Here is a 24874-nt window from a genome sequence, read left to right as displayed (position 1 = left end):
GAACCGATTGGAGTAAAAGGACACATCAGAAACTGCACTTCAGCGTGAGCTCACATTCTGGCAGACAACCAGCATTTTAGAGGTCTCAAGTGCTAATCCGCTTTTGAATAGAGTTTGGATGGTAGTAGGATAAGTCGGTTGTACGCGGATTTTGTCCGAGTGACCTAAAGCCTCTGGCCACTCGGATAAATACAGGCCAGTTCTGCTTGAATCTTTCCATAGTGAAGGAAGGTTGTCGCACTTTGCCCACGTGCTTTGGATCATGCGAGATGTGTATCAAAAAATGATACATTCTCTTGGCAAAGCGAGAGCGCCCAATCTGGTCCTCTTCGCAGGGGCGGTCCTTTACAGGTTGGGCTATCCCCCCTACCAAAGGCGCTGTAAGGGACCCAGGCAGAATAACAATGATCAAGCGCTTTCAGGCCAATATAAACAGCACGATGCTTGGACGGCTTTTGCGCGAGAACCTGCGCCTTCAGGCCTTTAATTACGGCGTGGCGATTGTGGCCATGATGGTCATCGCCGTGACCACGGCGCTGACCGCCTGGATCATGAAGGACATCATCGATTCCATGGTCGCCTCGGGCAACCGCTCAGCGGTTTTCGCGGTCGCTGCCGGGGTTGCGGCGATCTTCACGGTGAAGGGTGTCGCGACCTATGTGCAGGTCGTCTTCCTCAGCCGTGCGGGCAACAGGATCGTCGCGGATCAGCAGCGCAAATTGTATGACCGTCTGTTGCAACATGGCATTGCGTTTTTTAATACGCTCGATTCCTCCAACATCCTGATGCGCGTGACCTCTTCGGCAACAGCTGCGCGAAGTGTGATTGATACGCTGATCATGGGGTTCGTCCGAGACCTGCTGACACTGATCGGGCTGATCTTCGTGATGATCTATCAGCAGCCTACCCTGTCACTGTTTTCACTGATCTTCGGACCGATTGCGATCCTTGGAATCCGAAAGATCCTCAGCCGGGTCGGCAATATTGTTGAGGCAAACCTCGCCTCGGCGGCCGAGATCATCAAGGTCGTGCAGGAGACCTCGACCGGCATTCGGGTGGTCAAGGCCTTCGCGCTTGAAAAGCACATGGCGGAGCGGATGAATGCGGCCATCACCACGGTGGAAAGCCGCTCTAACGCCATGGCGCGGCTGTCCGGCGCCACCAGTCCGCTGATGGAAACCCTCTCCGGCTTTGCCATCGCTGCCGTTGTCGCGTTGAGCACGGTCAGCATCTTTGGCGACGACGCGACATCGCCGGGTGAGCTGATGTCGTTCGTGACCGCCCTGCTGATGGCCTATGAGCCGGCAAAGCGGCTGGCCAGAATGCGCATCAGCATCGAAGCGGGCATGGTCGGCGTGGGAATGATGTACCAGATTCTCGACACCCCGATCGCGGTCAAGGAAGCGCCGGATGCATCCCCGTTGCCCAAAGGCCCTGGTCAGGTGGCGTTCAGGAACGTCAGCTTCCACTACGAGAATGGCGCGCCCCTGCTGCGCCACATGGACGTGATCTTCGAGGCCGGGAAATCCACGGCGCTGGTGGGACCATCGGGGGGCGGCAAGTCGACGATCATCAACCTGATCCTGCGGCTCTACGACCCGGTCGATGGTCTGATCCAGATTGACGGTTTCGATCTGCGGCAGGCTACATTCGCCTCGCTCAGGGACAGAATTGCATTTGTCGGTCAGGAAACCTTCCTGTTCGACGGCACCCTGAAACAGAACATCGCGCTGGGGCGCGAAAATGCAACTGACGAGGAGATCATCGCGGCGACCAAAGCGGCCAATGCCCATGACTTCATTCAGCGCATGCCCCAGCAATACGACACAGACGTGGGCGAAAATGGTGGCAATCTGTCGGGCGGCCAGCGCCAGCGCATCGCCATTGCGCGCGCAATCCTGCGTGACAGCCCGATCCTGATCATGGACGAGGCCACAAGCGCGCTGGATTCGGAATCCGAATATCTGGTGAACGAGGCCTTGCAGAAACTGTCCAAGGGCCGCACCACGATTGTCATCGCACATCGGTTGTCAACCATTCTGAGCGCAGACAAGATTGTCGTCGTGAAAGAAGGTGAGGTCGTTGAGGAAGGCAGCCAGAGCGAACTGCTGGCTCGGGACGGCCTGTTCCGCACGCTTTACGACCGGCAGTTCAGCACTGCTGAATGAGCTGGCTGGCGGTCTTTCCATGTGTTCTGTCAAACCCCTTGTTTTGAGATTATACGAAGGTATCACCTCAAGAGAGGGGGATATGCTGGTTGTCTCCTTTTCCCTCCTTTGAAGATAGATTTCAGATTTGCCGACGACGCGGGCACAAGGGAACGACACAGATGAAAAAGTGCATGAATTGCGCGCATATACACAGGGCTGATCTGAAGAAATGCGATCATTGCGGGCAAGCCCCGGCTGTTATTGGCGGGTTCAAAGCCTACGCGCCTGCGCTGGCGCGCGAAGGGGGCGGCTTCAAGGCCAGCTATTTCACGGAATTGGCCCGTCTGGAGGAGGCCAATTTCTGGTTTCGCGCCCGCAACAGAATTGTCATCTGGGCCGCGGAAAAATATGCGCCTGATTTCTCTTCCCTGCTTGAAGTCGGATGTGGCACCGGGTTTGTCCTGTCCGGGCTGAGCAAACGGTTTCCGGATGCCAGATTCGTCGGTAGCGAGATTTTTGTGGATGGTCTGCCTTTTGCCCTGCAGCGCGTGCCGTCGGCAGAGTTGATGCAGATGGATGCCCGGCAAATCCCCTTTGTGGATGAATTCGATGTTGTCGGGGCTTTCGATGTGCTTGAGCATATCAAGGAGGATGAAATCGTTCTGAGGGAGTTGCACAGTGCGCTGAAGCCCGGTGGCGTGCTGCTGGTATCGGTCCCTCAGCACGCTTGGTTGTGGAGCGCTGCGGATGATTATGCCTGTCATGAGCGCCGCTATTCGGCCGCTGAACTCAGGTCCAAGATCGAAAAAGCAGGTTTCGACGTGCTGCGCAGCACATCCTTCGTGACCACTCTTTTCCCTGCCATGGTTCTGTCCCGTCTGATGAACCGGGGAAAGAAGCAGGACTACGATCCCACGGCTGAATTCACGATCAACCCGCTCCTGAACGCAGTGTTCGAAAAAATGCTGGGGCTGGAACTGGCCTGCATCAAACGGGGTCTGAACTTCCCCTTTGGTGGGTCAAGGCTGATGGTCGCGAAAAAACGCGCCGGGGAATGATCATGTGACCCCGGGATTTATGGACACCTACAAGGCAGCGGTCTTCGGTTATTTCCTTTTTGTATTTGTGCTGTTCCTGCCTTTTCTGGCCGGGGATGTCGTGGCCCCTCACCGGCAGGCTGCGGAGGTTGGCCTCACACATGAAACCTATGAAGACGCGCGGCGTGAAAACCGGAAGTTCAGTGATTATACCAGCGCATATATTCCCGAAATTCAGGAGCATATAATGGCGCCCCGCTCTGGGTGGGTGGCGCTGTGGACAAAACAGTCCGAACTGGGACGTCCTCTGTACCAGATATCCGGCTTCAGCCCCGTCTACCTGCCAAGCTGGGTCATTTTCCAGATCACGGAAGACCCCCGGCGGATGGTGACGATCCTGTCCCTGTCAAACACCGTGCTGGCAGGGTTCTTCATGATGCTGTTTGCCCGGGAGGTAAGTCTCCGGCCCATCGCAGGGTGGGCAGCGGGCGTTACTTTGGCAGCATCTCCGGTCTTCATGTACTGGCTGACGTTTCCAATGTTTTCAGCGGTCTGGTGCTGGGCGGCGGGGGCATTGTGGGCCACAACGCGTCTGGCACAAAAACCAGAGGCGCTCACGTGGAGTGTGCTGGCCTTCAGCTGTTACAGCTTATTGATGACAGCCTATCCGCAGCCTGTTGTTTTTCATGGCTACATTCTTTTTATCTATGCGATCTTTATGACCAGCCGTCAAAAAACGCTCGTCAGCGCAAGCGTTTTCCTCGTGCTCTTGCTGCTTGCTGTGATGGTCGCGGTGGCTCTTGCCGCGCCGGTCTATATCGACCTGCTCAAGGTTGCTTCGGAGTCTGCGCGTCTCAAACCCGATGCCTCATTCTTTACGCAGGTGCTGCCTCAGATGTCTAACCTGTCCGACGCGGTGCAGTTCATGGCGCTCAGCACGGTGCCGGAACTCTTCGGCAACCCGGTGTCTTCACAATTTCCATGGCCCTACAACGGGTTGAGCCTGACCCCGCTTGCTCTGTTTTTCGTTGTGATATGCGGTTTGACCGCCTTTCGGAAAACATGGGGCTGGTGGCTGGCAATTGCCGTGATGCTGCTCTTTGCCTTTATGCATCCCTTGTATGTGTTTGGCGTTCATTACCTTGGGTTCAACCTGTCACGCAGCACACCCTTTGGTAGTATGATCTTGCCGCTCACGATCTTGCTGGCTTTTGGTCTGGATGTGATTGCGCGCACCTCGCACCGCGCCGCGCGCCGTCGTCTGGCTTGGATCGCGGGTATCTGCGGGCTCGTTGCCCTGGCGCTTGGCATCGCTTTGGGGGTTTTGACCGAGACCAACATCCGCTGGAAAGCCTTACCGGTCTTTCTGCTTCTGACGGGGATGCTGTTTCTTTATGCCGTGACCCTCAGACCGGTCTTTCTGATCGCCGCCGTTGTGGTCTCTCTCGTGGCTCAGTCCTACCCCTTGATGCTGCGCCAGGACCCTGCGCGGATTGCGACAGCCTCTGCTCTGACGGAAAAGGTCAGGCGCCATCTGCCGGATGGATCGCGCTTTGCAATTGTGTCGTCAGACATTCATGTTTTTCCGCCGAATCTGACGGCGGGCTTGGGGCTTGCATCGATCCACACTTACAACAGCCTGTCGTCCCGGCGATACCATGCGCTGATAGAGCGCCTGGGGGGTGAGATGCAAACCTACGGGCGGCGGAATACGGCCATTTCCCCGGATTATGGAAGTCTTGATTTCTGGATGAGCAACATCGGTCTTGTGCTGGCCCCGGCCGAGATAAGCCATCCGAACCTCGAACCGTTGGGCTCTGAAGTAGGCGTGCACCTTCACAGGGTCAAAGCACGCATGCACACTGGTATGCAAGTGTTCCATACGTCCCCCGATCCCGGGGTGCCGCAGATTGGTCTCGTCGACTTCAGAGCGGCGCAACGCCACAAGCCCGTCACAGTCAGTCTCGACCAGGGCGACCTGCTGGAATTCCGGATCGCGTCGGCGCGCAAGTCAATGCTGGTCCTGAGCCAGAGATTCCATTCCGACTGGAAAGGGTTTGCACGGGTTGATCAAAACTGGCAACCGGTCGGAACGGTTGAAGTGAACGGGGTATATCAGGGCGTCGACATTCCCAAAGGGGCGACACATATTCGTCTAAGCTTCGAGCCGTTTACCCGACACGCTTGGGTGTCGAACGTATTTTGGGGCGCGCTGTTGAGCGCCCTGATGGTTGCGCAATTGATCAAGAAACGAAAGGCCGGGCTGAAGAGTACATGACCAGCAAGACTGATATTCTACCGTTCAACTGGCCGCATATGACCGGCAAGGAACTGCATTACATCGCTCAGGCCCATGCAAATGGCAGCCTCGCCGGCGATGGTCCCTTCACCAAGAAGTGCCACGCCTGGCTTGAGAACAACACAGGCTGTAGCAAGGCGCTTCTGACCCATTCCTGCACGGCAGCGTTGGAGATGTTTGCGTTGCTTCTGGATATCGCGCCCGGCGATGAGATCATCATGCCATCTTATACCTTCGTCTCCACGGCGAATGCCTTCGCGCTGCGGGGCGGGGTGCCGGTTTTTGTCGATATTCGCGCTGATACGCTTAATCTGGATGAAACGCTGATTGAGGCGGCGATAACGCAAAAAACCAGGGCGATCGTGCCGGTGCATTACGCTGGTATATCCTGCGAAATGGATGTCATTCTGGACATCGCGAAACGGCATGATCTGCATGTTGTCGAAGATGCGGCGCAAGGCATGATGTCGAATTACAAGGGGCGCCCTCTCGGCAGCATCGGCAGTCTGGGTGCGCTGAGTTTTCACGAGACGAAGAACCTGATTTCCGGCGAGGGCGGCGCCTTGCTGATCAATGATCCCGATCTGAGGCTGCGCGCGGAGATCATTCGGGAAAAGGGAACGAACCGCAGTCAGTTTTTCCGTGGTCAGGTCGACAAATACACCTGGCAGGAAATCGGTTCCTCTTTCCTGCCCGGAGAGCTGGTCGCGGCCTTCCTGTGGGGGCAACTGGAAGAGGCGCGGCAGATCACCCTGAACAGGCTGGCGATATGGGACCGCTACCACGAGATGCTGGCGCCGCTGGAGGCCAGCGGTATGCTGCGCCGACCCGTGGTGCCGGATCACTGTGAGCACAATGCCCATATGTATTACGTTCTGCTGGCGCCGAGGTTCGACAGATCAGAGGTGCTCGACCAACTGAAGGCCAGGGGAGTTTCCTCGGTCTTTCACTATGTGCCGCTGCATTCCTCTCCGGCGGGGCGGAAATTCGGCAAGACCAGCGGCACATTGGAGGTCACCGACAGACAGTCCGAGAGATTGATCCGCCTGCCATTGTGGTATGGGCTGTCCAAGGAGCAGCAGGATGGAGTGATCGACATTCTGCATCAGCTATTGGTTTGATTTCCCGCGCGGTGCCGACTGGCGGGAAGGGAAAACAAAAAACTTGAAAGCAACAAAGAGATACCCCGCAACGCAGAATATGGCGATCGCCTGCACCCACTGATGCGGATACCCAAGCTGGTCAACGAAGATGATGAGAAGGGTCAGATTGATCCCATAGCCGATCAGATGTGCAATAACATAGCGCAGCGCCGATCCCATGACATCGGCTGAGTGGGAGAAGGTCAGCTTTTTATTGCCAAAGTACCCGACAGTCGCGCCGACGGCATAGAGTATCGACATGGCGAGTTTGGGGGGCAACCACAGACCCGTGATCAGAAGATAGGCCAGATACCCGGCGAGGTTGCTGGCGATGCCGACAAACGCATAGCTGAACAATTGCCGGGCCAACAGGTTGAGCTTGCGTTGTGTGGCCACGTCAGGCGTCTGCCATTGCGGCCAAGCCGAAACCTGTCTTGCCATAGCCGTTTCCGTTATAGAGCATGAACCTTTGTCCCGCGTGGTCAAACACGAAGGGATATTCGATCATGTCCCGGTCCCATCCATGCTGTGAGACATCAATTCCCGTGTTTTCAAGATCCAGCCGCCAGGTCTTGCCGTCCACGCTGCTGGCATATCCGATGCGATAACTCTCTCCTGTGCCACTTCTGTAGGAGAACCACATGTCATAGGTGCCGTTGCTGTTCCGTACCACGCTCGGTCGCGAGAAAGCCTGTGCCACGCCCAGTTCATAGGGGACAGCCAATCCGTGCCTTGCCCATTCATGTCCGTCTTTCGAGGTTGCTCCCTTGATGACATGCAGCATCTCCGCTGTCTCGGTTTGCCATGATATTGTGGACCCGTACCACATGGCATAATCACCTTCACCGTGTTGCATCACCCAAGGATAGGACAGGCTGATGGGATCTTCCGGCGTTGCGCCCATGAAGGGCGACGGGCGATCAAGCTTCAATGTGAGGTCGTCCAGTACCTCCAGACGCCCGATATCGCCGCGCCAGTGACTGTTTTTTGGGGCCTGCCACCCCATGAAGAGCATGTATCTCCCGCCGCCGGCGGTGTAGCAGTTCCCGATGCTCACACCATCTGCGTAAAAGCTGCCAGCGGGGCCATGCTCAAAGAACGGCTCGGAATGCTCTGTCACGATTTCGCGCCTTATGATGTCAATATCCACGGCCCCCACGGAAGAACGGTTGGTTGCATCACGCCCGCTGAAGAAAATGCGATAGACGTCGTTTTTCAGATGCACCGGCAATGGGTTTGCTGCATGCGATGTCAGTTTGGGGTGGTGGTTCGGTTTTGGGTCGAAAAGGCGTCCGAGCTTCTCCCATTTAGGCATTATATGCCTCTTAGCCGCGTGCTTGGAACACGTGCCCGGTCTGTTGCTGTCCCGAGGTAGACGCCTTCGGGTTCTGCATCTGCCAGCAACAGGGCTCCGGCGCCAATAACACATTTGTCACCGATTTCGATGTGATCCCGCAACGTTGCGTTCACACCGATAAAGCACCGTTCGCCGATCTTCACCCCACCGGAGACGACCACGTGGGATGAGATGAATGTATGGTCCGAGATCACGGAATGATGCCCGATATGGTTCCCGCTCCACAGGGTGACATTGTCGCCGATCGTCACAAAGGGCTGCACGGTGTTGTCTTCCAGAATGAAGGCGTTTGCACCAATGTTTCCCTGATTGAGAACAGATGCCTTCGAGCTGACATAGCTGGCCAGCGCATAGCCTTTCTCCCGGGCGTCATCGAATTTGGTTTTCCGAAGGGCGTTCAGTTTCGCGTAGCTCAAGGCGATGAACATGTCATGCGTTGCGCTGGGATAGTGCTCGGACAGGTCTTCGAAGGGCACGACCGGTAAATCACAGAACTTGTCTTCCTTGATGAACTGCGCATCCACACAAAAAGCGACCACCGAATAATCGGTATCCGTCGTGAAGTAGTAATGTGCCAACTCAGCGATATCGCCGGCCCCGAAGATCACCAGTTTCTTCATGTCTACTTCCTTACCAATATCGTGAATTCATAGAGCCCGTAGTCATGCAGCACGGCGATATTACGCGCATACTTGCGCTTGCAAAGATCAAAGAGCCAACAGGGATCCGCATAGTACAGATAACCGCGCTTTTTATCCGCGTCGGAATAGGCCGTCAGACAATTGAAGGCGAAGCCTCGCGCGCTGCTTTCATGGATCATATCCAGGGTGTTTTCCAAAAACGCCCCCCACTCCGCATCCGTGCGGTTTTGCCGAACGTTGAAAATACCACTTGCGACACAGTAGTCGCTGACACGGTCGGGTTGGGAAGCGCAGAGGAAGTCCACCCGGTCCGGATGCGCGTAGCGGGCCTTGGCGGCCTCTACCATGATCTCACTCACATCGAGCCCGAGATAGGACATCTGCGGATATTTGGGCGACAGAAACTCGTAGAGCGCGCCGTATCCACACCCAAGGTCCATTATGGAAAAAGGGGTATCTTCATCGGCAATGACCTTGCTGAGTTGTTCAAATCGAAGAACCTGACTGTCCGATCCATTCCAATCGACGCCCTGAGGTGTTTCACCATGTTCTGCAAGCTTGTCGGAGTAGTAATCCGCGATTTCCCTGAGAAGCTCAGTTTTGTCGGTGCCCATAAACCTGCCTTATGATTGTGTAGGGACGTTGTTTGGTCTCCGAAAAGATTTTCGAGAGATAAATGCCGACAATGCCGATAAAGGAGATGATCATCCCGCCAATCAACCAGATCGATGCCATCACGGATGTCCACCCGCTCAAGGGGGTTGCCAGAAAGACCCTGTATACGACCAGATAGACGATATAGCACAGAGCAAGCGTCGAGATGCTCAGCCCGATATAGAAAATCCCCACCAGAGGCGCGTTGCTGAAGGAGGTGACCGAGTTCACCAGCACCGACATCTTCTTGCGCAGCGTATATGTTGTTGTGCTTGTGCTGTGTTTCTTGATGGCGTGAGGTCGTTGATCAAAGCCTGTGATGTGCCACAGCCCGGCCATGAAGACTTCACGCTCCCTGTGGCTCAGCAGCGCATCCACATATCGTCGGCTCATCAACCGCGCCGTCACAACGTTTTCTGGCAGTGTCAGGCCGGTCAGCGTTTTGAACAGGCTGTAGAACCACCGCCCGCTCCAACGCTCGAACCAGTTGCCCTTCCTGCGCTGCTGCACACCGTAAACAACGTCGCAGCCTTCATCGCGCATCTGTTTCGAGAAGGTCTCAACCAATTCAGGATCTTCTTCCAGATCACTGTCAACCAGGAACACCTGATCCCCCTGGGCATAAGAAAGCCCTGTCATCATGGCCTTGTGGTGACCGAAGTTCCGCGACAAATCGACAACGACGATGTGAGGGTCTTTTTCAGTGATTTCTACTGCGACATGCAGACTGTTGTCGGGAGATCCATCATTGACCAGCACGATCTCATAGTCGTCATCGGATAAACTACGGGCTGATTTCGTCGCCCGCCGACAAAACTCGCTGATGTAATTTTCCGACTGATACAGTGTTGCAACAACAGAAAGCTTCACAAGACACACCTCATGTACTTCGGGGCCTCCTTGCCGCAATTCATAAGCAGATCGAGTATCGTAACCGCATGATCGAAGTCGCCCCACTGTTGGGGATATTGCGGATAGCCATCGTAGTCGAACCAGGACAGTTTCACACCATACTGGTCGAAAACATCGGCTTCGACATAGTCTTTTGCCGCCGGCCCCGACACGTATTCGGTGGCACCTGCCTTGACGCTCAAATCCGCCAGACGTTCGGTCTTGCCGTCAATCAGGTCATAGTCGCGAGAGGTCGAGATAACGGTATTAATTCCGAGATACCCGCAGATCTCCTCGATGAAGCGCCGGTTCAACTCCGAGAGCCATTCGTAGGAAGAGGACAGGTACAAAGGCTGCACCCAATTGGCGATGTCTTCGAAATGCGGGGCGCGGCGATAGTTCAGATCGATCGATTTCCAATGCGCTGCGGCCCAATCCATGCCATCGATCTGTGTCTCATGGATTTTCTGATGGTATTTTCCTTTCACCAGCACCGGCACAGTGATCCACTGGGACCCCTGGGGGGTCTTGATCTTGTTGCGGTTACGCCAGTCCCGGCGGGTATACTGCATGTCGTCGTATAGAATGAACTCGTCGACAGCGGCGATCATGTCAAAATACCCTTTCCAGGGAATGTAGTTGGACTGCACAATGGCTACGCGTTTCATGGGGTTGCGTCTTTCGAGACATAAAGTTGAAGAGCAGGATTGGGCGAGACTTCGACCAGCTCGAAATTTTCCTGAATGTACCGGTGCATCAGAGGATGTGTGTTGCGAAAGCGTAGCGCGTCTTGCCCATCGAGAGCCACATCCAAAATAAGGGCATATCCGGGATCAGATGCAATGATCCGCTCAATCTCGGCCTGTTCAAAGGCTTCGGATTTTGGAAACAGAGCATAAATTTCCCACACTGGAGATTTGCGTTCCATAAGAGCATATGCGCCCGGCCAGAGTGGGGTGACGATAAACGATTTGCCGCCCGCCGCGTGGTCGGCGGTAATGCTTCGGATCAACGCGATATTACTGGCTTCGCCGGAGGGGACCCTGAGGGTGCTGCCCGATACGTCAACGTCTACACATCTGTCGGCTTTGCGGCAAAACCATCCGGGGTGCTGCGACAGCGTGATCATCAGAGAGGCAATCAGTAAAATACCCCCGAGATAGAGCCGCTTTTTGCCTGATAGAGAGGAAACAAGTATCAATGCGCCAATCAGAAACGGGAAAATCCCCTGAGCAAGATGTGATACATCTGCGCGGGAAAAAGCGTAATGCGCATAAGGCAGTGTCAGAAATGCCGCTGCCACCAGAGCTGGCTGGACCGGTTGATTTTTCTTAACCTGCCGTGTCACCCACACAATAGAAGCCAGTCCGAAAAGAGGCAGGGACAAAAAAAAGACCCCAATCAGGATGTCTCGAAAAACGTCCTTGAACGATCCTGTCTGAAAGGACGCATCCCATGGCCAGGGTATCGGCAGGGGCAGGTTCGTTGCCTTCTGTTCAAACAGCATCAGGATGCTGTTCCAGAAGGCTGCCGCAAACCCGGGCAGGACCATGGCCATCACGAAGGTCGGCAGAAAACCGATCACAACCCCCACACCCCAGGGCACGAACCGTTTCAAGACCACATCCTGAAAAGAGGCACCGATCATCATCCATAAAAGGATGGCGAGACTGGCGGCGGCACCATAAACACCGTGGTTACGGCCAAAAACAGCCACCAGGCCAACACCAATACCAGCCAACAGACACCGTCTGGGAACAGGATTGGCGATCATATAGGCAAGACCGCCGACCAGCATAATGGATAGGGAGATGTCAAACACCTTGTGTCGTGGCAGCATCCACAGGATCAGTATCAGCGCTGAAAGGCCCCAAAAAACCGTTTTGTACCTGCTTTCCGGATCCGTTGAGCGGACAATCAAGATCAGTGCCACGAACATCCCGATTGCTTGGAAAATTGCCGCGGCCATCCTGACACCCATGATGCCATGATCCCCCGAAAGCAGGGCATACCACGCAGACCAGTAATACCGGCCCGGGTCATAGGACATGAAGTCCCGTATCGGAACCTCACCGTTCAGCACGCGTTGCACGCCGTACCAAAGGAAACCTTCATCGGCGAGGCTGAACCCGGCGCGGCCTTGTAGAAAGAAAAACCCAAAGGTGATCAGGAAGGCGCTTGCCAGTACCTTGATCATGGACGTGGTGTTGTTTTCCAAAATGATACCGTTAAACCTCTATGCAACTCATATGCTGGCTGGTCTTGACTGTCATTAGTTGCCCGACGCGGCCAAGTCATCCCAATTATTTGGACAACGGGTCCTACCCCTCCCTGCCCGGACGCGCCCCGGTTTTGCCCAGTAATATCAGACGATCCGGTTGTCCTATTTGGTTGAAAATCTTTGCGGATCCCGTTTGCTGGCGGAGCGTAGAAAATGCTCTGCCCGTCCTTGGGAAATCGGGGCCACCAGCTTGGCCAATCTGGTGAGTGCGCGGAATTTCAAGGAATCCACTAAAGGTTTCCAAGGATATTTATGCGCCCTGACGAGGGCCATTTCCAGCTCCTGTCTGGTATGGCGGCGCGTCTTAAGCAGATCATCAACCTGCCATTTGTTCAAAATCGCCTTATGGAGTTGATCCAGCACCATCCGTTCATGGATCTGTTCCGATAGGGGGGCAAAATTCTTTCGGATTCGATCAAGAGTGGACATCGCCTGTGCATTGTCGCTGTCTTCGGCCAGAATGTTCAATGCATCATAGACTTCCCGCGCAGTCTTCAGAATGGGCGTTTCCAACTCCAGCGGCGCGTGAAGCAGGCCGCGTTCGATAAAGGTTTCAAGCTCGGCGCGCGTCGACTGTGGCGAGTTGGGCCAAGTGATCTCCAGTTGTTCCGCCAGTTCAGTCAGCGTGGTGACCGGATCTGAAACGAACCTCTCGGCGGGGATAATGGCGCGGGTCTCCGTACGGGTATTGTGCTCCGCCTCAAGCATGTAGCGCGTCCAGATTGCCAGCGCCGCCTCGGCCGACAGCCCGTCGCGGCGCATGATCGAAGAGGCTGAAGCCGCAGGATCGCGCAGCGCAATGGCAAACCTTGGCGTGTCCCCGTTGCGCCGGGCCCCATCCCCCCAGAGACCTGTCAGCAATGAAATGCGGGGATCCTTGACAACCACCAGCGCGCCGGAGCCAAATTCTTGATCCAGGATTTTTGCGAATGTTGTTTCATAGCCTTGTTTTTGCGGCGCATCAAAGACCGGCGGCGGTCGGCAATCGTTCCATGTTCTGTTGACATTCTCTAGCAGCTGGTCATTCGCGGCGACAACCTCAATCGGTTCGAAGTGCCCCTTGATGTTATTGTCGTTTGAGCCGTGGGACGCCTCGGCATGGATCGCTCCCAGAAAGCGCGTACTTCCCGACAAGGCGCTGGTACCGCTGCGATGCATACCGATGATGAAAAGAATATTTGACATGTTTGTCCCTGTCGCTTCCTGGCCAGTCCGACGCGCTCATCGGGATATATCACGACATCCCGGCGCTCACACCCGTCCCTTTAGCGATCTAATGCACTAATTTCGCCGAGAATATCCTTGCGAAATTTGGCGTCCATCCCCGTAAGAATATTTTGGACAATGGCATCCGTGCCATCGTTACGGAAAGCCGGGGATTTCTTCATGAAGGCAAACCCATGGTTCTCGATCAGTTCACCCATGATCGAATAAGACATCCCCTGACGGGCCACGGCGTTGGCAATCAGCTGCTCCGCCCGCTTTCTTGGAAAGGGTTCCGACGTTTGCGCATCCTTCAGAAAAGCCTCTGTGATATCCTTCATTTTGGGGTCTGTCACGAAGATCAGATTTTCAACCAAATTCAGAACCTCATCGTCGTTCTTCGCGTTCAGAAGTTGACTGATTTGCATCAGCTCCGTTGTGGCACCATGGCTGAACCCGTGCTTTTTTACCCAGGTTGTCAGACCGATTTCGCCCCGCCTTACGGTTCTGTTTTTTTCGTTCGTCAGGCGGAAGTTCTTCCAGAACCTATAGAATTTTTTCGTGCGCAAAATCGGACTGGCGATGTTTAATGCGTAAGAGGCATAGTGAAAATTGCGTCTGTCCTTATCGACAGTCCATTGAATTTTCTCGAAGTCTTCGGGATCTTCATGCCGCACGGCCCAAGCCCAGGCAGCCCCCGCATAATCGACATTCAAAGCCTCGGAGGCCGCGATCCAGTCCATCGCACCCGGCAGCGGAAACCAGGTAGAATCGTTTGTCAGGATTAGCCTGTCCAATGAACCCAGTTGGGTTTTTATAGACAGTATACCGTCGCGATAGCCGCCAAAATCATAGCCGAAATTGGGCCGCTCGATATATCGCCAGCATCGGCCGAGTACTTTGCAAAGCTCCGCATCGTCCAGGGGGGCGTTGCAGATCACAAGCGGTGCGTATCCGGATTGCGCAAGGTAATCGATGGCGCGCAGGTGAGATTTCTGCAGACCCTTTTGGGGATAGAACAGGTAGACTGCAATGCGGTTCTTCGGCTCGGCCTTGCCATCCAGTATTTTGCATTTTCTTGCCAGCACCAGATCGTAGTAGGGCGTTGCGAAAAGGTAAGAGATGACAAACGGAGGCAGATTAATGATCTGCCTGCCGATGCGCAAAAGCTCTCTTTTTAATTTATTTGCAGGGATCAGTGGATTTCTCATATGTTGTGCGAGGCGTTTCAGTTCCCTTTTGAACTTATATGCCGGGTTCGCGCGCATTTGTCTCTGTTTCACATCATCGATCATCAAATGCTGGCTCGCTGTATCATGTACTTCTGCCCATAAACCGGACTCGCGCTAAGCGGGTTAGACACGATGTATATTCCCGTCGCGCGCCCTTCTACGTCACCTGAAATGTGATGGCTACCCTACTTTTCGTACAGGCTAAGGCGCTTCCATCCTGACGGCGCTGGAGGATGACCCGCTTTTCTTGCGCGCCCGAGTTTTGCGACGAGATCTCACAACGCCTGTCTGAGATGCTCCAGCGCTTGCGTCAGCAGTGTTTCGGCGGTTTCCTGATCTTGTGTCTCGATATAGAGCCTGAGTTCCGGGGCATTTCCCGAGGGGCGGATGTGGATCACATCACCATCCGTCAGCACCATGCGCAGCCCGTCCGTCAGGTCGAGGTCACGCTCTGCCTTGTCCAGGGGCGCCAGAAAGGCCGCGCGGGCGGCGGGGTCTTGCTGCCATTTCTCCAGAAGTGCGCGGCTTTTGGCCTGTGCCACCTCCTGCAACCGGTCCGCGACGGTCACCACGGGGGGTTCTTTTGCCACGCGGGTGGCGATGCCGCCGTCGCGGCCGGCATAAAGCACCGTCAGGATCGGCAGGGTGCAATCGCGGGTGACCAGCGGGGCCAGCACGCCCGCAGGGCCCTGCGCCGCGAAGCCCAGCAGGAAGCCGCCATTGGCTTCATAGCCCACAACGCGCCCCTCTGCGGCCTCCATCGCGGCGATGACATAAGGCGAGCCGATCTGCGTCAGCCTGACATCCTTGAAACCCTTCATCGTCACCCCGCTGTTGGAGGAGATCGGCGTGGCGATGGTTTCGGCCTTCAGCACCTCTGCGGTGATCTGGCCCAGAAGGTCCCCCGGCACCACCCGCCCGGTTTCATCGGCCAGCAATGGGCGGTCTGAATCGCCGTCCGTGGAGACCAGCGCGTCGAGGGTGTGCTCAGCCACCCATTCCGCGATCTGCACCCGCACCTCCGGATCGACCGCTTCGGTGTCCACGGGGATGAAAGTTTCCGAGCGGCCCAGCTCGATCACCTCGGCGCCCAGATCCTTCAGGATTTGCGCCAGGGCGTCCCGCCCCACTGCACTATGAGCATAAAGCCCGATGCGTTGGCCTGATAATGCCTCCGGACCGAAGGCGTCGACGAAGCGGCCGACATAGCGATCCATGGCCCCGGTGTCGGTTTCCAGCGCGCCGGGAGGGGCATCTGTTGCCGGGCTCTCGTCGAGATGCGCCAGGATTGCCGCTTCATCCGCCTTGCTGATCTCGCCGGAGCGGACGTAGAACTTCAGCCCGTTGCGATCCGCCGGAATATGGCTGCCGGTAACCATCACCGCCCCACCATCCACGGCCTGCGCGGCCAGTGCCAGCGCCGGGGTGGGCAGTTCGCCGCAATCGATCACCCGGACCCCTACCGCCCGTGCCGCTGCGATCACGTTATCCGCAATGCGTGGCGAGGAGGGCCGCAGGTCCCGCCCCACGCAGAGCACGCCGCCGGTATCGCAGGCGCTGAGAAACGCCTGCACATGGACGGTGATCAGATCGGGGGTCATGGCTGTGACCAGCCCGCGCAGGCCGCTTGTTCCAAATTTGACGGACATGGGGTTCTCCGGCGCTGTTAAAAAGGGTCTGTCAGAGCTTGCTCAGGTAGGTGCCATAATCGTTCTTGGCGTATTTCTCCGCCTCGCGGTGCAGCTCTTCGCGGCTGATCCAGCCCAGTTCAAAGGCGATCTCTTCGGGGCTGCCGATCTGCTGGCCCTGCCGCTTTTCGATGGTGCGCACGAAATTGCCCGCATCCAGCAGGCTGCCATGGGTGCCGGTATCCAGCCAGGCATAGCCACGGCCCATGCGCTGCACGGTCAGGGTCTCTTCGGCGAGATACATCTCCAGCAGCGTGGTGATCTCCACCTCGCCGCGGGCCGAGGGTTTGACCTGCCGCGCCTTGGCCGGCGCCGTGCCATCCACGAAATAGAGCCCGGTGACCGCGTGGTTCGAAGGCGGCACTTTCGGTTTCTCGACGATGCCGCGCACGGTGCCATCCGCGTCAAAATCCACCACGCCGTAGCGCTCGGGATCGGCCACCTGATAGCCGAAGACCGTTGCTCCCTGCGGCTGCGCATCCGCGGCGGCCATCAGTTCGGGCAGCCCGTGGCCAAAGAAGATATTGTCGCCCAGCACCAGCGCCGAGGGCGCGCCTGCCAGAAAATCCTCCGCCAGGATGAAGGCCTGCGCCAGCCCGTCGGGCGAGGGCTGCACGATATAGGTAAGCTGCACGCCCCATTGCGCGCCATCCCCCAGCATGCGCCGGAACTGCGCCTGATCCTCGGGGGTGGTGATCATCGCGATCTCGCGGATTCCTGCCAGCATCAGCACCGACAGCGGGTAATAGATCATCGGCTTGTCGTAGATCGGCAGCAGCTGTTTGGAGACCCCCAGCGTGATGGGATAAAGCCGCGTGCCCGAGCCACCGGCGAGGATGATGCCTTTGCGTTTCATCGTGAAATCTCCTTATCAGGCTCTGTTCAGCTCGGCGAGGACAGCCGCCAGACCGCTGCGCCAATCCGGGCGCTCTATGCCGAATGCGGATGTGGTGGCGCTGCAGTCGAGCCGGGAATTCAGCGGGCGTTGGGCCGGGGTGGGATAGGCGGAGGTCGGGATATCCGTCACCGCGACGCTCAGGCTTGCCTGCGCAAAGATTTCGCGCGCGAAATCGGCCCAGCTGACATCCGGGGTGCCGCTGAAATGATAGGTGCCGGATTTCTCCGCATCCTCTTTCAGCGCTGTCGCCATGCGCATGCAGGCCGCCGCGATATCGCGCGCCGGTGTTGGCCCGCCGATCTGGTCCGCCACGATGGTGAGGGCATCGCGGTCCGCGCCCAAACGCAGCATGGTCCGGGCGAAATTGTTGCCATGGGCGGAAAACACCCAGGAGGTGCGCAAAATGCCGTATCTGCCCCCGGCCGCGGTGATCCCATGTTCGCCGCCCAGCTTGCTGGCACCGTAAACGCCCAAGGGACCGGTGGTATCGTCAGGCCGCCACGGCGTCGTGCCGCCACCCTCGAAAACGTAATCGGTGGAGATATGCACGAAGGGCAGATCGCGCGCGGCAGCCGCCGCCGCCATCGCCGTGGGGGCCATCGCGTTCACGATCATCGCGGTCTCGCGGTCCTCTTCGGCCTTGTCCACAGCCGTGTAGGCAGCGGCGTTGATCACCGCATCCGCCTCCGTTTCGGCAATGAGAGCCTCGCAGGCCCCGGGGTCGGTCAGGTCGGCCTCCTCGCGGCCCAATGAGGTGACGCCGTCGAAATGCGCCAGTTCCGTGGCCACCTGCCCGGTTTTGCCAAAGATGAGAACCTTCATGCTTTTGCCCCAAGGCGCTGGCCCACGCCATCGCGGTTCTGCAGGGCGCGCCACCAGTCTTCATTGTCCAGATACCACTGCACGGTTTTTTCCAGACCTTCCGCCAGCGTCACGGAGGGCCGCCACCCCAGTTCCGTGGCGATCCGCGTGGGGTCGATCGCGTAGCGCAGATCATGGCCCGGGCGGTCCGTGACAAAGCGGACCTGGTCTTCGTAGGGACTGTTTTTAGGACGTTTCTCTTCGAGAATGCGGCAGATCATGCGCACTATGTCGATGTTGCGCGCCTCGTTCTCGCCGCCGATATTGTAGCTGCGCCCGATCTCCCCCTTTTCCAGCACGGTCAGCAGCGCATCGGCATGATCTTCGACATAAAGCCAGTCGCGCACGTTCTCGCCCTTGCCGTAGACCGGGATGTCCTTGCCCGCCAGCGCGTTCAGGATCACCACGGGGATCAGCTTTTCGGGGAAGTGATAAGGCCCGTAGTTGTTGGAGCAATTGGTCATCACGATGGGCAGCCCGTAGGTCTCGTGCCAGGCGCGCACCAGGTGATCGGAGGCTGCCTTGGAGGCGGAATAGGGGCTGCGCGGATCGTAAGGCGTGGTTTCCGTGAACTGGCCGGTCTCGCCGAGGCTGCCAAAAACCTCATCCGTAGAGATGTGATGAAAGCGGAAATCTTCCGGCCTGCCCTGCGCGGTCCAGAAGCGGCGCGCGGCTTCCAGCAGCTGGTAGGTGCCGGTGATATTGGTCTCGATGAAGTCCCCCGGCCCGTCGATGGACCGGTCCACGTGGGATTCCGCGGCCAGATGCATCACCGCATCGGGCTTATGGGCCGCAAAGATGCGATCGAGGGCGGCGCGGTCGCGGATGTCGGCCTGCTCGAAGGCATATCCCGGATGATCGGCGACGCTGGCCACATTCTCCAGGCAGGCGGCATAGGTCAGCGCATCGAGATTGATGATCCTGTACCCGCGCGCGATGGCCTGACGCACCACCGCAGAGCCGATGAACCCTGCGCCACCGGTGACAAGCAGTTTCATGGGATCATCCTTCATAGACAAAAGGGCTGTCGAAATCGGCCAACCCGGTGGCAGCGGCATCTTTTTCGGATAAAACAGGCTCTAAATCGCCCAAACCCCAGTTGATGCCGATCTCCGGGCAGTCAAAGCGCACCGCCCCGTCACAGTCCGGCGCATAGTAATCGGAGCATTTGTAGATGATCTCGGTCCCGGGGACCCGGGTGGCGAAGCCATGCAGGAACCCGGTGGGCACAAGGATCTGTTTGCCGTTCTCGAAACTCAGTTCTTCGCCAATCCACTGACCATAGGTGGGCGCGCCCCGGCGGATGTCGACAACCACGTCGAAAAACGCGCCGCGCCCGCAGCGCACCAGCTTGGCCTGGGCATGGGGCGGCGACTGGAAATGCAGGCCGCGCACGGTACCTGCCTGCATCGACAGGGAATGGTTGTCCTGCACCCAATCATAGTCAAAGCCCTGCTCCGCCATCGCGCGCCGGCTCCAGCTTTCGCTGAAAAAGCCACGGGCATCGCCAAACCGTTTGGGGGTCAGCACGAAAACGCCGTCCAGTTTCGTTTTCTCAATCTGCAAAACCAAAACCCTTGCACAAGTATAATCAGGCTCCAATTACCAAGCCCCCTTGCGGCTGTCATCCACAAACCCTGCCCGTAGGCGACAAAACCTCCGCCGGGCGGAGGCCATGCTGTTGACAGGTTCAAGTACTTGCCGCATCACGCAAACCGGGGCGCTGATGTGGAGACGAGTAGATGAAGATTGCGATGATCGGCACGGGCTACGTGGGCCTTGTTTCGGGGGTCTGTTTCTCCGACTTCGGCCATGAGGTAATCTGCGTGGACAAGGACCCTGCCAAGTTGGCCAAGCTGAACGCGGGGGACGTGCCGATCTACGAGCCGGGTCTCGATGATCTGATGGCCAAGAACGTGGCCGCGGGGCGACTGACCTTCTCGGGCAATCTGGCCGAAGCGGTGGCTGGCGCGGATGCGGTGTTCATCGCCGTGGGCACGCCGACGCGGCGCGGCGATGGTCATGCGGATCTGACCTATGTGATGGCCGCCGCGACAGAGATTGCGCAGGCGCTCACCGATTACGCGGTTGTGGTGACCAAATCCACCGTGCCGGTCGGCACCAACGCCCGGGTGGCCGAGACCATCAGGGCCGCCAATCCGGATGTCGATTTCGATGTGGCCTCCAACCCCGAATTCCTGCGCGAAGGGGCCGCGATCGACGATTTCATGCGCCCGGACCGGATCGTCGTGGGGGTTGAAAGCGACCGTGCGGCGGAGGTCATGCAGGCGATCTACCGCCCGCTCTACTTACGCGATTTCCCGGTGATGACCACCGATCTGGAAAGCGCCGAGATGATCAAATACGCCGCCAACGCCTTTCTGGCCACCAAGATCACCTTCATCAACGAGATCGCGAACCTGTGCGAGCGCACCGGCGCGGATGTGAAAATGGTCTCCAAGGGCATGGGCATGGACGGGCGGATCGGCAACAAGTTCCTGCATGCAGGTCCCGGCTATGGCGGCAGCTGTTTTCCCAAGGATACCTCGGCACTGGCCCGGATCGGGCAGGAATACGGGGTGCCGATGCAGCTCACGGAGACGGTGATCAAGGTCAATGAGGAGACCAAGCGGCGCATGGTGGACAAGGTTTTCGACCTTTGCGGCGGGTCGGTGAACGGCAAGACCGTGGCGGTATTGGGCGTGACGTTCAAACCCAATACCGATGACATGCGCGATGCGCCCAGCCTTACCATCGTGCCCGCCCTTGTGGGCAAGGGCGCGAAGGTACGTGTGGTGGACCCGCAGGGCGCGCGCGAAGGCGAAGCGCTTTTGCCCGGCGTGACCTGGGTGGAGGATGTCTACGAAGCGGCCAAAGGAGCGGATGCGGTGGTGATCCTGACCGAGTGGAATGAATTTCGCGCGCTGGATCTGGGCCGGGTGGCGGCGGATATGGCCACCCCTGTGATGGCCGATCTGCGCAACATCTATAATCCCGATGATGCGCGCGCCGCGGGGTTCACCGCCTATGTCTCCATCGGGCGCAAGGACTATGGCCTTGCGGAATAGCAGGCTCTAACCCCGGTTATAGATGTCCTCGTAGCGCACGATGTCATCTTCACCAAGGTAGGCGCCGGTCTGTACTTCGATCAGGTACATCGGCAGTTGCCCGGGGTTGGCCATGCGGTGCACGGCCCCCAGCGGAATATAGACGGACTGGTTTTCCGTGAGCAGCTTGACCTCTTCGCCGACGGTCACCTCCGCCGTGCCGGCCACCACGATCCAGTGCTCGGACCGGTGCACGTGGCTTTGCAGGCTCAGCACGCCGCCCGGTTTCACCATGATGCGTTTGACCTGGAAACGGCTGCCGAGGCAGAGCGTCTCGTACCAGCCCCAGGGCCGGTAGAAGCGCGGATACTCCGTGGCCTGTTCGACCTGCGCCTCTTTCAGCAGGGTCACCGCCTCCTTGACCTGCTGCGACGCGCTCATGTCCGCCACCAGCACCGCGTCGCGCATCGCCACGGCCACGATGTTCTGCAACCCCACGCCCACCAGGTGCAGGTTGTCGTCTTCCGAGCGCAGGAAGCTGTTTTCGCATCCCACGGCGGTGGTGGCACCCTGCTGCACCATGCCGGCCGCATCGGGGGTCGACGCCGCCCAAAGCGCGTCCCAGCTGCCCAGATCGGACCAGCCATTGGTCAGCGGCACCGCCATGATGTTATCTGCGTGCTCCATCACCGCGTAATCGATCGATTCCGCGCGCACCGCCTCGAAACCCGCAGGACCCAGACGGGTGAACCCCAGATCCTCTTCCTTTTCCGCGATGGCCTGCCGGCAGGGCGCGATCATGTCCGGGGCATGCGCCTCGAAGGCGGCGATGATATCGCGCACGCGCCACAAAAAGAGCCCGGCATTCCACAGATGGAGCTTGCCGTCCACCAGGGCCTTTGCGGTCTCTAAATCAGGCTTCTCGGTGAAGCTTTTCAGTTTTACCGGGGTGTTGCCGGTCGCGGGGGCCGCCAGTTCCAGATAGCCGTAAGCGGTCTCGGGCCGGTCCGGCGTGACCCCGAAGGTCACTAGGTTACCCGCGGCCGCAGCATCCCTGCCCGCGCGGATCGCGGCGTGGAAATCTTCCAGCCCGCTCATGATGTGATCGGAGGGGGCGACCAGCATCATCGCCTCGGGGTCGTCTTCCAGCATCAGGGCGGCGGTCAGGATCGCCGGGGCGGTATTGCGCAGGGCCGGTTCGATCACCACCCGCGCATCCGTGAGCCCGACATCGGCGCATTGCTCCATCACGATGAAACGGAAATCGGCATTGGTCATGATCACGGGAGCCGCGAAATCAGGCGTCGTGAACCTTTTCAGGGTCGCCTGAAACAGGGTTTCCTCGCCGATGAGCCTGCTGAACTGCTTGGGAAACGCCTTGCGCGAGGAAGGCCACAGCCGCGTGCCGGAGCCGCCGCAAAGAATAACCGGGTAAATCATGACAGGCGCCTATCCTACTATGGTGCGTTTGCGAGATTGTTTCCAACACATACTGTTTTGGATGACAATACGGCAACAATTGGACCGGGCAAAGGAAAGGTCTGAGCATCGCGCGATTGTCCGACCCAACAGGGTCGTGCCGGTTTGCAACGCCGCATATTTTTGTTGCCAATGCCCCCAAAGCATTCCAAACCCGGATAAATTTTGGTGGCACGCTGCTTTTATTGCGAAGTTGAGAAAACCCTATGGATATTGTCACAGGCATGCATCGCAGCGGCACGTCCTTTCTGTCGCAGGCGCTTAGTCGGCTGGGGGCGGATTTCGGACCGGAAGAGCTGCTTTTCAAGGCAGATCTGTGGAACCAGAACGGATATTTCGAAAACATCGAGGTCGTGGACATCAACAACCGGATGATCCTCGGCGACAGGGCACGCATCGATTACTGGCTGGAGGCGCCTGAAAGCGGCGTGGCCCGTGCGCTCAACAGCTTTGCCGCGCGCAAGTGGAAGTATTTCCTGTTTCCCCCGGTACCCCGCATCAATGCCCGCGCTACCGCCTACGAGGCGGAGATCACCCGTTTGCACGACACCTACAAAGACAGCTTTGTGAAGGATCCGCGGTTCTGCCTGACGCTGTCGTCCTGGCTGGCGCGGGGGTCGGTCGAGCGGCTCTTTTTCAGCTTTCGCAACCCCGCCGCAGTGGCAGGATCGCTGAAGCAGCGCGAAGGGCTGCCACTGGCCTTTGGCCACCGCTACTGGCTCTATCATATCCGGGGGTTCATCGCGCAGCTACCGCAGGACAGTGACGTATCCTTTGTCGATTTCGACGCCTTTTTCGACGCGCAAACGCAGCGTGGTGCCTTCGAGCGGCTGGCCTATCTGATGGGGGTTCCCACCGGCGCGCCGCAGTTTCAGGACATGGTGGGTGCTTTCGATCTGAGGTTACGCACCCAGATGGCATCGCTGGAAGACAGCCCCGCCCATGTGCGCCATGCTTACGCGGCGCTGCAGGCCCTGATGGCGAAATCCGACGGGCCGGTGCGGGTACACGCCCATCCCGAGTGCGTTTCGGCCATTCTGGGCACATGAGCCGTTCTTCCCTGCCCCAAGGCATCCGGATTGCCATCTATGTGGCGATCTGGATCGTGTTGGGTCTCTTTTTATATGCCTCGCTCGACAGGCTGCCCAGCCGGTCTGAATGGGCGGAAGTGATTGCCCGGGGCGGCGGGCCTGCGGTGGCAGCCTTCGGCGCGGCATTTTTTGCCGCTTTTGTCCTGCGCCTGCTGCGGTTCGGGGTGTTGACCCGGCGCAGCGTGCCGGTGCGCTGGTCCGGGATCATCCGCGCTTTCCCATGGCTTTTCATGTTGGGGGCGGTCACGCCCTTCCGACTGGGCGAAGGGGTGCGCGCCCACTGGGTGCAGCGCCAGGGCGGCTCCGGGGTTACCGCCGTGGGCAATTGGGCAGCGGAGCGCTGGACCGATCTGATCCTGCTGGTCGTCTTCTTGTCGCTGGGCATTGCCGCGGTGGCGGTTGAGGGGTTCGGTGCGGCGGCCGTTACCCTGCTGATGGCCGGGCTGATCGCGGGGTATCTGCTGGTTTGGTTCGGTCGCCCCCGGCTGATGCAGGTGGCCGGGCGCCTGCCCGTGGCCCGGGAGGCCGCACAGCGGCTGATCCGCAGCTTTGACTACATGTCCGATACCCGGTTGCACGCGACGATCGTACTCATGACGCTGGCCATCTGGGCCCTGATGGCGCTGGGGTTCTGGGCGGCCCTGTCGCTCATTCTCGACACACCGGTGCCGGTTGCGCTGGCGCTTGGCTGTGTAGGGGCCGTCAACCTGATTGCGCTCGTCTCCGCGGCGCCCGGCAATCTGGTCAGTTTCCAGGCGGCCATGGTGGCGGTGATGACGGCCTGGGGGCATTCGGCCGTCGATGCGCTGTTGGCCTCGATCCTGATCCAGTCTACCGGGCTGACAATTGCGATCAGCCTTGGCCTGCTGTCATGGGGCGCCCAAGTGCTGCGCGCCCGCCGGTCGGGCCCCACGCCGTGAGAC

22 protein-coding genes are annotated in these 24874 nt (G+C 58.2%); 7 read left to right on the top strand and 15 right to left on the bottom strand.

Annotated features, from left to right (window positions below; genetic code table 11):
- The first annotated feature begins 404 nt into the window (after window positions 1-404).
- The 4 genes from KX928_RS23795 (at window position 405) to rffA (ending at window position 6607) form a co-directional block, all read left to right on the top strand.
- Window positions 405-2168 carry an ABC transporter ATP-binding protein gene (locus KX928_RS23795; RefSeq protein ID WP_219508093.1) on the top strand — a complete coding sequence of 588 codons (1764 nt, stop codon included), beginning with the start codon at window positions 405-407 and terminating at the stop codon, window positions 2166-2168.
- A gap of 161 nt (window positions 2169-2329) precedes the next feature.
- On the top strand, window positions 2330-3208 hold the full coding sequence (locus KX928_RS23790; RefSeq protein WP_219508077.1) for a class I SAM-dependent methyltransferase: 879 nt from the start codon (window positions 2330-2332) through the stop codon (window positions 3206-3208).
- 4 nt (window positions 3209-3212) lie between these two features.
- On the top strand, window positions 3213-5465 hold the full coding sequence (locus KX928_RS23785) for a hypothetical protein (protein WP_219508075.1): 2253 nt from the start codon (window positions 3213-3215) through the stop codon (window positions 5463-5465).
- Entirely contained in the window at window positions 5462-6607 is a 1146-nt protein-coding gene (rffA, locus tag KX928_RS23780; protein ID WP_257884060.1) for a dTDP-4-amino-4,6-dideoxygalactose transaminase, read from the top strand. Before KX928_RS23785 ends, rffA begins: the two co-directional genes overlap by 4 nt.
- On the opposite strand, the gene KX928_RS23775 is transcribed toward rffA, so the two are convergent.
- The 14 genes from KX928_RS23775 to rfbC all read right to left on the bottom strand — a co-directional run bounded on the left by KX928_RS23775 (window position 6596) and on the right by rfbC (window position 19900).
- On the bottom strand, window positions 6596-7069 hold the full coding sequence (locus KX928_RS23775; RefSeq protein WP_219508073.1) for a GtrA family protein: 474 nt from the start codon (window positions 7067-7069) through the stop codon (window positions 6596-6598). The two genes, rffA and KX928_RS23775, sit on opposite strands and share 12 nt — an antisense overlap.
- Window positions 7026-7943: a glycoside hydrolase family protein gene (locus KX928_RS23770; RefSeq protein ID WP_219508071.1), complete on the bottom strand. Its 918-nt coding sequence runs from the start codon at window positions 7941-7943 to the stop codon at window positions 7026-7028. The genes KX928_RS23775 and KX928_RS23770 overlap by 44 nt, the downstream gene beginning before the upstream one ends.
- Window positions 7943-8605: an acetyltransferase gene (locus tag KX928_RS23765; RefSeq protein WP_219508068.1), complete on the bottom strand. Its 663-nt coding sequence runs from the start codon at window positions 8603-8605 to the stop codon at window positions 7943-7945. Before KX928_RS23765 ends, KX928_RS23770 begins: the two co-directional genes overlap by 1 nt.
- Before the next feature lie 2 nt (window positions 8606-8607).
- Window positions 8608-9240, bottom strand: a complete 633-nt coding sequence (locus KX928_RS23760) for a class I SAM-dependent methyltransferase (protein ID WP_219508066.1) — start codon at window positions 9238-9240, stop codon at window positions 8608-8610.
- Window positions 9221-10150: a glycosyltransferase family 2 protein gene (locus KX928_RS23755; RefSeq protein WP_219508058.1), complete on the bottom strand. Its 930-nt coding sequence runs from the start codon at window positions 10148-10150 to the stop codon at window positions 9221-9223. Before KX928_RS23755 ends, KX928_RS23760 begins: the two co-directional genes overlap by 20 nt.
- On the bottom strand, window positions 10147-10839 hold the full coding sequence (locus KX928_RS23750; protein ID WP_219508056.1) for a WbqC family protein: 693 nt from the start codon (window positions 10837-10839) through the stop codon (window positions 10147-10149). The genes KX928_RS23755 and KX928_RS23750 overlap by 4 nt, the downstream gene beginning before the upstream one ends.
- Window positions 10836-12368, bottom strand: coding sequence for a hypothetical protein (locus KX928_RS23745; RefSeq protein ID WP_219508054.1), 1533 nt, complete (start codon window positions 12366-12368; stop codon window positions 10836-10838). Before KX928_RS23745 ends, KX928_RS23750 begins: the two co-directional genes overlap by 4 nt.
- Window positions 12369-12554: 186 nt before the next feature.
- The gene (locus KX928_RS23740) at window positions 12555-13637 is read right to left on the bottom strand and encodes a sulfotransferase family protein (RefSeq protein WP_219508052.1); all 1083 of its coding nucleotides are present in this window, start codon (window positions 13635-13637) and stop codon (window positions 12555-12557) included.
- Between the two features lie 80 nt (window positions 13638-13717).
- Window positions 13718-14950 carry a rhamnan synthesis F family protein gene (locus KX928_RS23735; protein ID WP_219508050.1) on the bottom strand — a complete coding sequence of 411 codons (1233 nt, stop codon included), beginning with the start codon at window positions 14948-14950 and terminating at the stop codon, window positions 13718-13720.
- A gap of 212 nt (window positions 14951-15162) precedes the next feature.
- Window positions 15163-16536: a phosphomannomutase gene (locus KX928_RS23730; RefSeq protein ID WP_219508048.1), complete on the bottom strand. Its 1374-nt coding sequence runs from the start codon at window positions 16534-16536 to the stop codon at window positions 15163-15165.
- A 31-nt stretch (window positions 16537-16567) separates the two neighbouring features.
- Window positions 16568-17431 carry a glucose-1-phosphate thymidylyltransferase RfbA gene (gene rfbA, locus KX928_RS23725; RefSeq protein ID WP_219508046.1) on the bottom strand — a complete coding sequence of 288 codons (864 nt, stop codon included), beginning with the start codon at window positions 17429-17431 and terminating at the stop codon, window positions 16568-16570.
- Between the two features lie 15 nt (window positions 17432-17446).
- Window positions 17447-18295 (bottom strand): dTDP-4-dehydrorhamnose reductase, encoded by an 849-nt coding sequence (rfbD, locus tag KX928_RS23720; RefSeq protein ID WP_219508037.1) that lies wholly within the window; start codon window positions 18293-18295, stop codon window positions 17447-17449.
- On the bottom strand, window positions 18292-19332 hold the full coding sequence (gene rfbB / locus KX928_RS23715) for a dTDP-glucose 4,6-dehydratase (protein WP_219508036.1): 1041 nt from the start codon (window positions 19330-19332) through the stop codon (window positions 18292-18294). Before rfbB ends, rfbD begins: the two co-directional genes overlap by 4 nt.
- Window positions 19333-19336: 4 nt before the next feature.
- On the bottom strand, window positions 19337-19900 hold the full coding sequence (gene rfbC, locus KX928_RS23710) for a dTDP-4-dehydrorhamnose 3,5-epimerase (protein ID WP_219508033.1): 564 nt from the start codon (window positions 19898-19900) through the stop codon (window positions 19337-19339).
- A 176-nt stretch (window positions 19901-20076) separates the two neighbouring features.
- Between rfbC and KX928_RS23705 the strand changes: the two genes are divergently transcribed.
- Window positions 20077-21402 (top strand): UDP-glucose dehydrogenase family protein, encoded by a 1326-nt coding sequence (locus tag KX928_RS23705; protein WP_219508031.1) that lies wholly within the window; start codon window positions 20077-20079, stop codon window positions 21400-21402.
- 6 nt (window positions 21403-21408) lie between these two features.
- Here KX928_RS23705 and KX928_RS23700 read toward each other — a convergent pair whose 3' ends face one another.
- On the bottom strand, window positions 21409-22821 hold the full coding sequence (locus tag KX928_RS23700; RefSeq protein WP_219508029.1) for a mannose-1-phosphate guanylyltransferase/mannose-6-phosphate isomerase: 1413 nt from the start codon (window positions 22819-22821) through the stop codon (window positions 21409-21411).
- A 245-nt stretch (window positions 22822-23066) separates the two neighbouring features.
- Between KX928_RS23700 and KX928_RS23695 the strand changes: the two genes are divergently transcribed.
- On the top strand, window positions 23067-23909 hold the full coding sequence (locus tag KX928_RS23695; protein ID WP_219508027.1) for a sulfotransferase family protein: 843 nt from the start codon (window positions 23067-23069) through the stop codon (window positions 23907-23909).
- Window positions 23906-24871, top strand: coding sequence for a lysylphosphatidylglycerol synthase domain-containing protein (locus KX928_RS23690; protein WP_219508025.1), 966 nt, complete (start codon window positions 23906-23908; stop codon window positions 24869-24871). Before KX928_RS23695 ends, KX928_RS23690 begins: the two co-directional genes overlap by 4 nt.
- The last annotated feature ends 3 nt before the right edge of the window (window positions 24872-24874 follow it).

This window comes from Roseobacter insulae (genome assembly GCF_019375555.1).
Taxonomy (GTDB): domain Bacteria; phylum Pseudomonadota; class Alphaproteobacteria; order Rhodobacterales; family Rhodobacteraceae; genus Roseobacter; species Roseobacter insulae.
The sequence above is the reverse complement of the archived record's forward strand: the minus strand, read 5'-3'. Positions and strand labels throughout refer to the sequence as shown.

Bases quoted from the DNA above. Each gene is read 5' to 3' on its own strand.
- KX928_RS23735 (WP_219508050.1), bottom strand. From the start codon at position 14,950: ATGATCGATGATGTGAAACAGAGACAAATGCGCGCGAACCCGGCATAT.
- rfbB (WP_219508036.1), bottom strand. From the start codon at position 19,332: ATGAAACTGCTTGTCACCGGTGGCGCAGGGTTCATCGGCTCTGCGGTG.
- KX928_RS23730 (WP_219508048.1), bottom strand. From the start codon at position 16,536: ATGTCCGTCAAATTTGGAACAAGCGGCCTGCGCGGGCTGGTCACAGCC.
- KX928_RS23705 (WP_219508031.1), top strand. From the start codon at position 20,077: ATGAAGATTGCGATGATCGGCACGGGCTACGTGGGCCTTGTTTCGGGG.
- KX928_RS23760 (WP_219508066.1), bottom strand. From the start codon at position 9,240: ATGGGCACCGACAAAACTGAGCTTCTCAGGGAAATCGCGGATTACTAC.
- KX928_RS23750 (WP_219508056.1), bottom strand. From the start codon at position 10,839: ATGAAACGCGTAGCCATTGTGCAGTCCAACTACATTCCCTGGAAAGGG.
- rfbA (WP_219508046.1), bottom strand. From the start codon at position 17,431: ATGAAACGCAAAGGCATCATCCTCGCCGGTGGCTCGGGCACGCGGCTT.
- rffA (WP_257884060.1), top strand. From the start codon at position 5,462: ATGACCAGCAAGACTGATATTCTACCGTTCAACTGGCCGCATATGACC.
- KX928_RS23770 (WP_219508071.1), bottom strand. From the start codon at position 7,943: ATGCCTAAATGGGAGAAGCTCGGACGCCTTTTCGACCCAAAACCGAAC.
- KX928_RS23775 (WP_219508073.1), bottom strand. From the start codon at position 7,069: ATGGCAAGACAGGTTTCGGCTTGGCCGCAATGGCAGACGCCTGACGTG.
- KX928_RS23765 (WP_219508068.1), bottom strand. From the start codon at position 8,605: ATGAAGAAACTGGTGATCTTCGGGGCCGGCGATATCGCTGAGTTGGCA.
- KX928_RS23700 (WP_219508029.1), bottom strand. From the start codon at position 22,821: ATGATTTACCCGGTTATTCTTTGCGGCGGCTCCGGCACGCGGCTGTGG.
- KX928_RS23790 (WP_219508077.1), top strand. From the start codon at position 2,330: ATGAAAAAGTGCATGAATTGCGCGCATATACACAGGGCTGATCTGAAG.
- KX928_RS23695 (WP_219508027.1), top strand. From the start codon at position 23,067: ATGGATATTGTCACAGGCATGCATCGCAGCGGCACGTCCTTTCTGTCG.
- KX928_RS23740 (WP_219508052.1), bottom strand. From the start codon at position 13,637: ATGTCAAATATTCTTTTCATCATCGGTATGCATCGCAGCGGTACCAGC.
- rfbD (WP_219508037.1), bottom strand. From the start codon at position 18,295: ATGAAGGTTCTCATCTTTGGCAAAACCGGGCAGGTGGCCACGGAACTG.
- KX928_RS23795 (WP_219508093.1), top strand. From the start codon at position 405: ATGATCAAGCGCTTTCAGGCCAATATAAACAGCACGATGCTTGGACGG.
- KX928_RS23745 (WP_219508054.1), bottom strand. From the start codon at position 12,368: ATGATCAAGGTACTGGCAAGCGCCTTCCTGATCACCTTTGGGTTTTTC.
- KX928_RS23690 (WP_219508025.1), top strand. From the start codon at position 23,906: ATGAGCCGTTCTTCCCTGCCCCAAGGCATCCGGATTGCCATCTATGTG.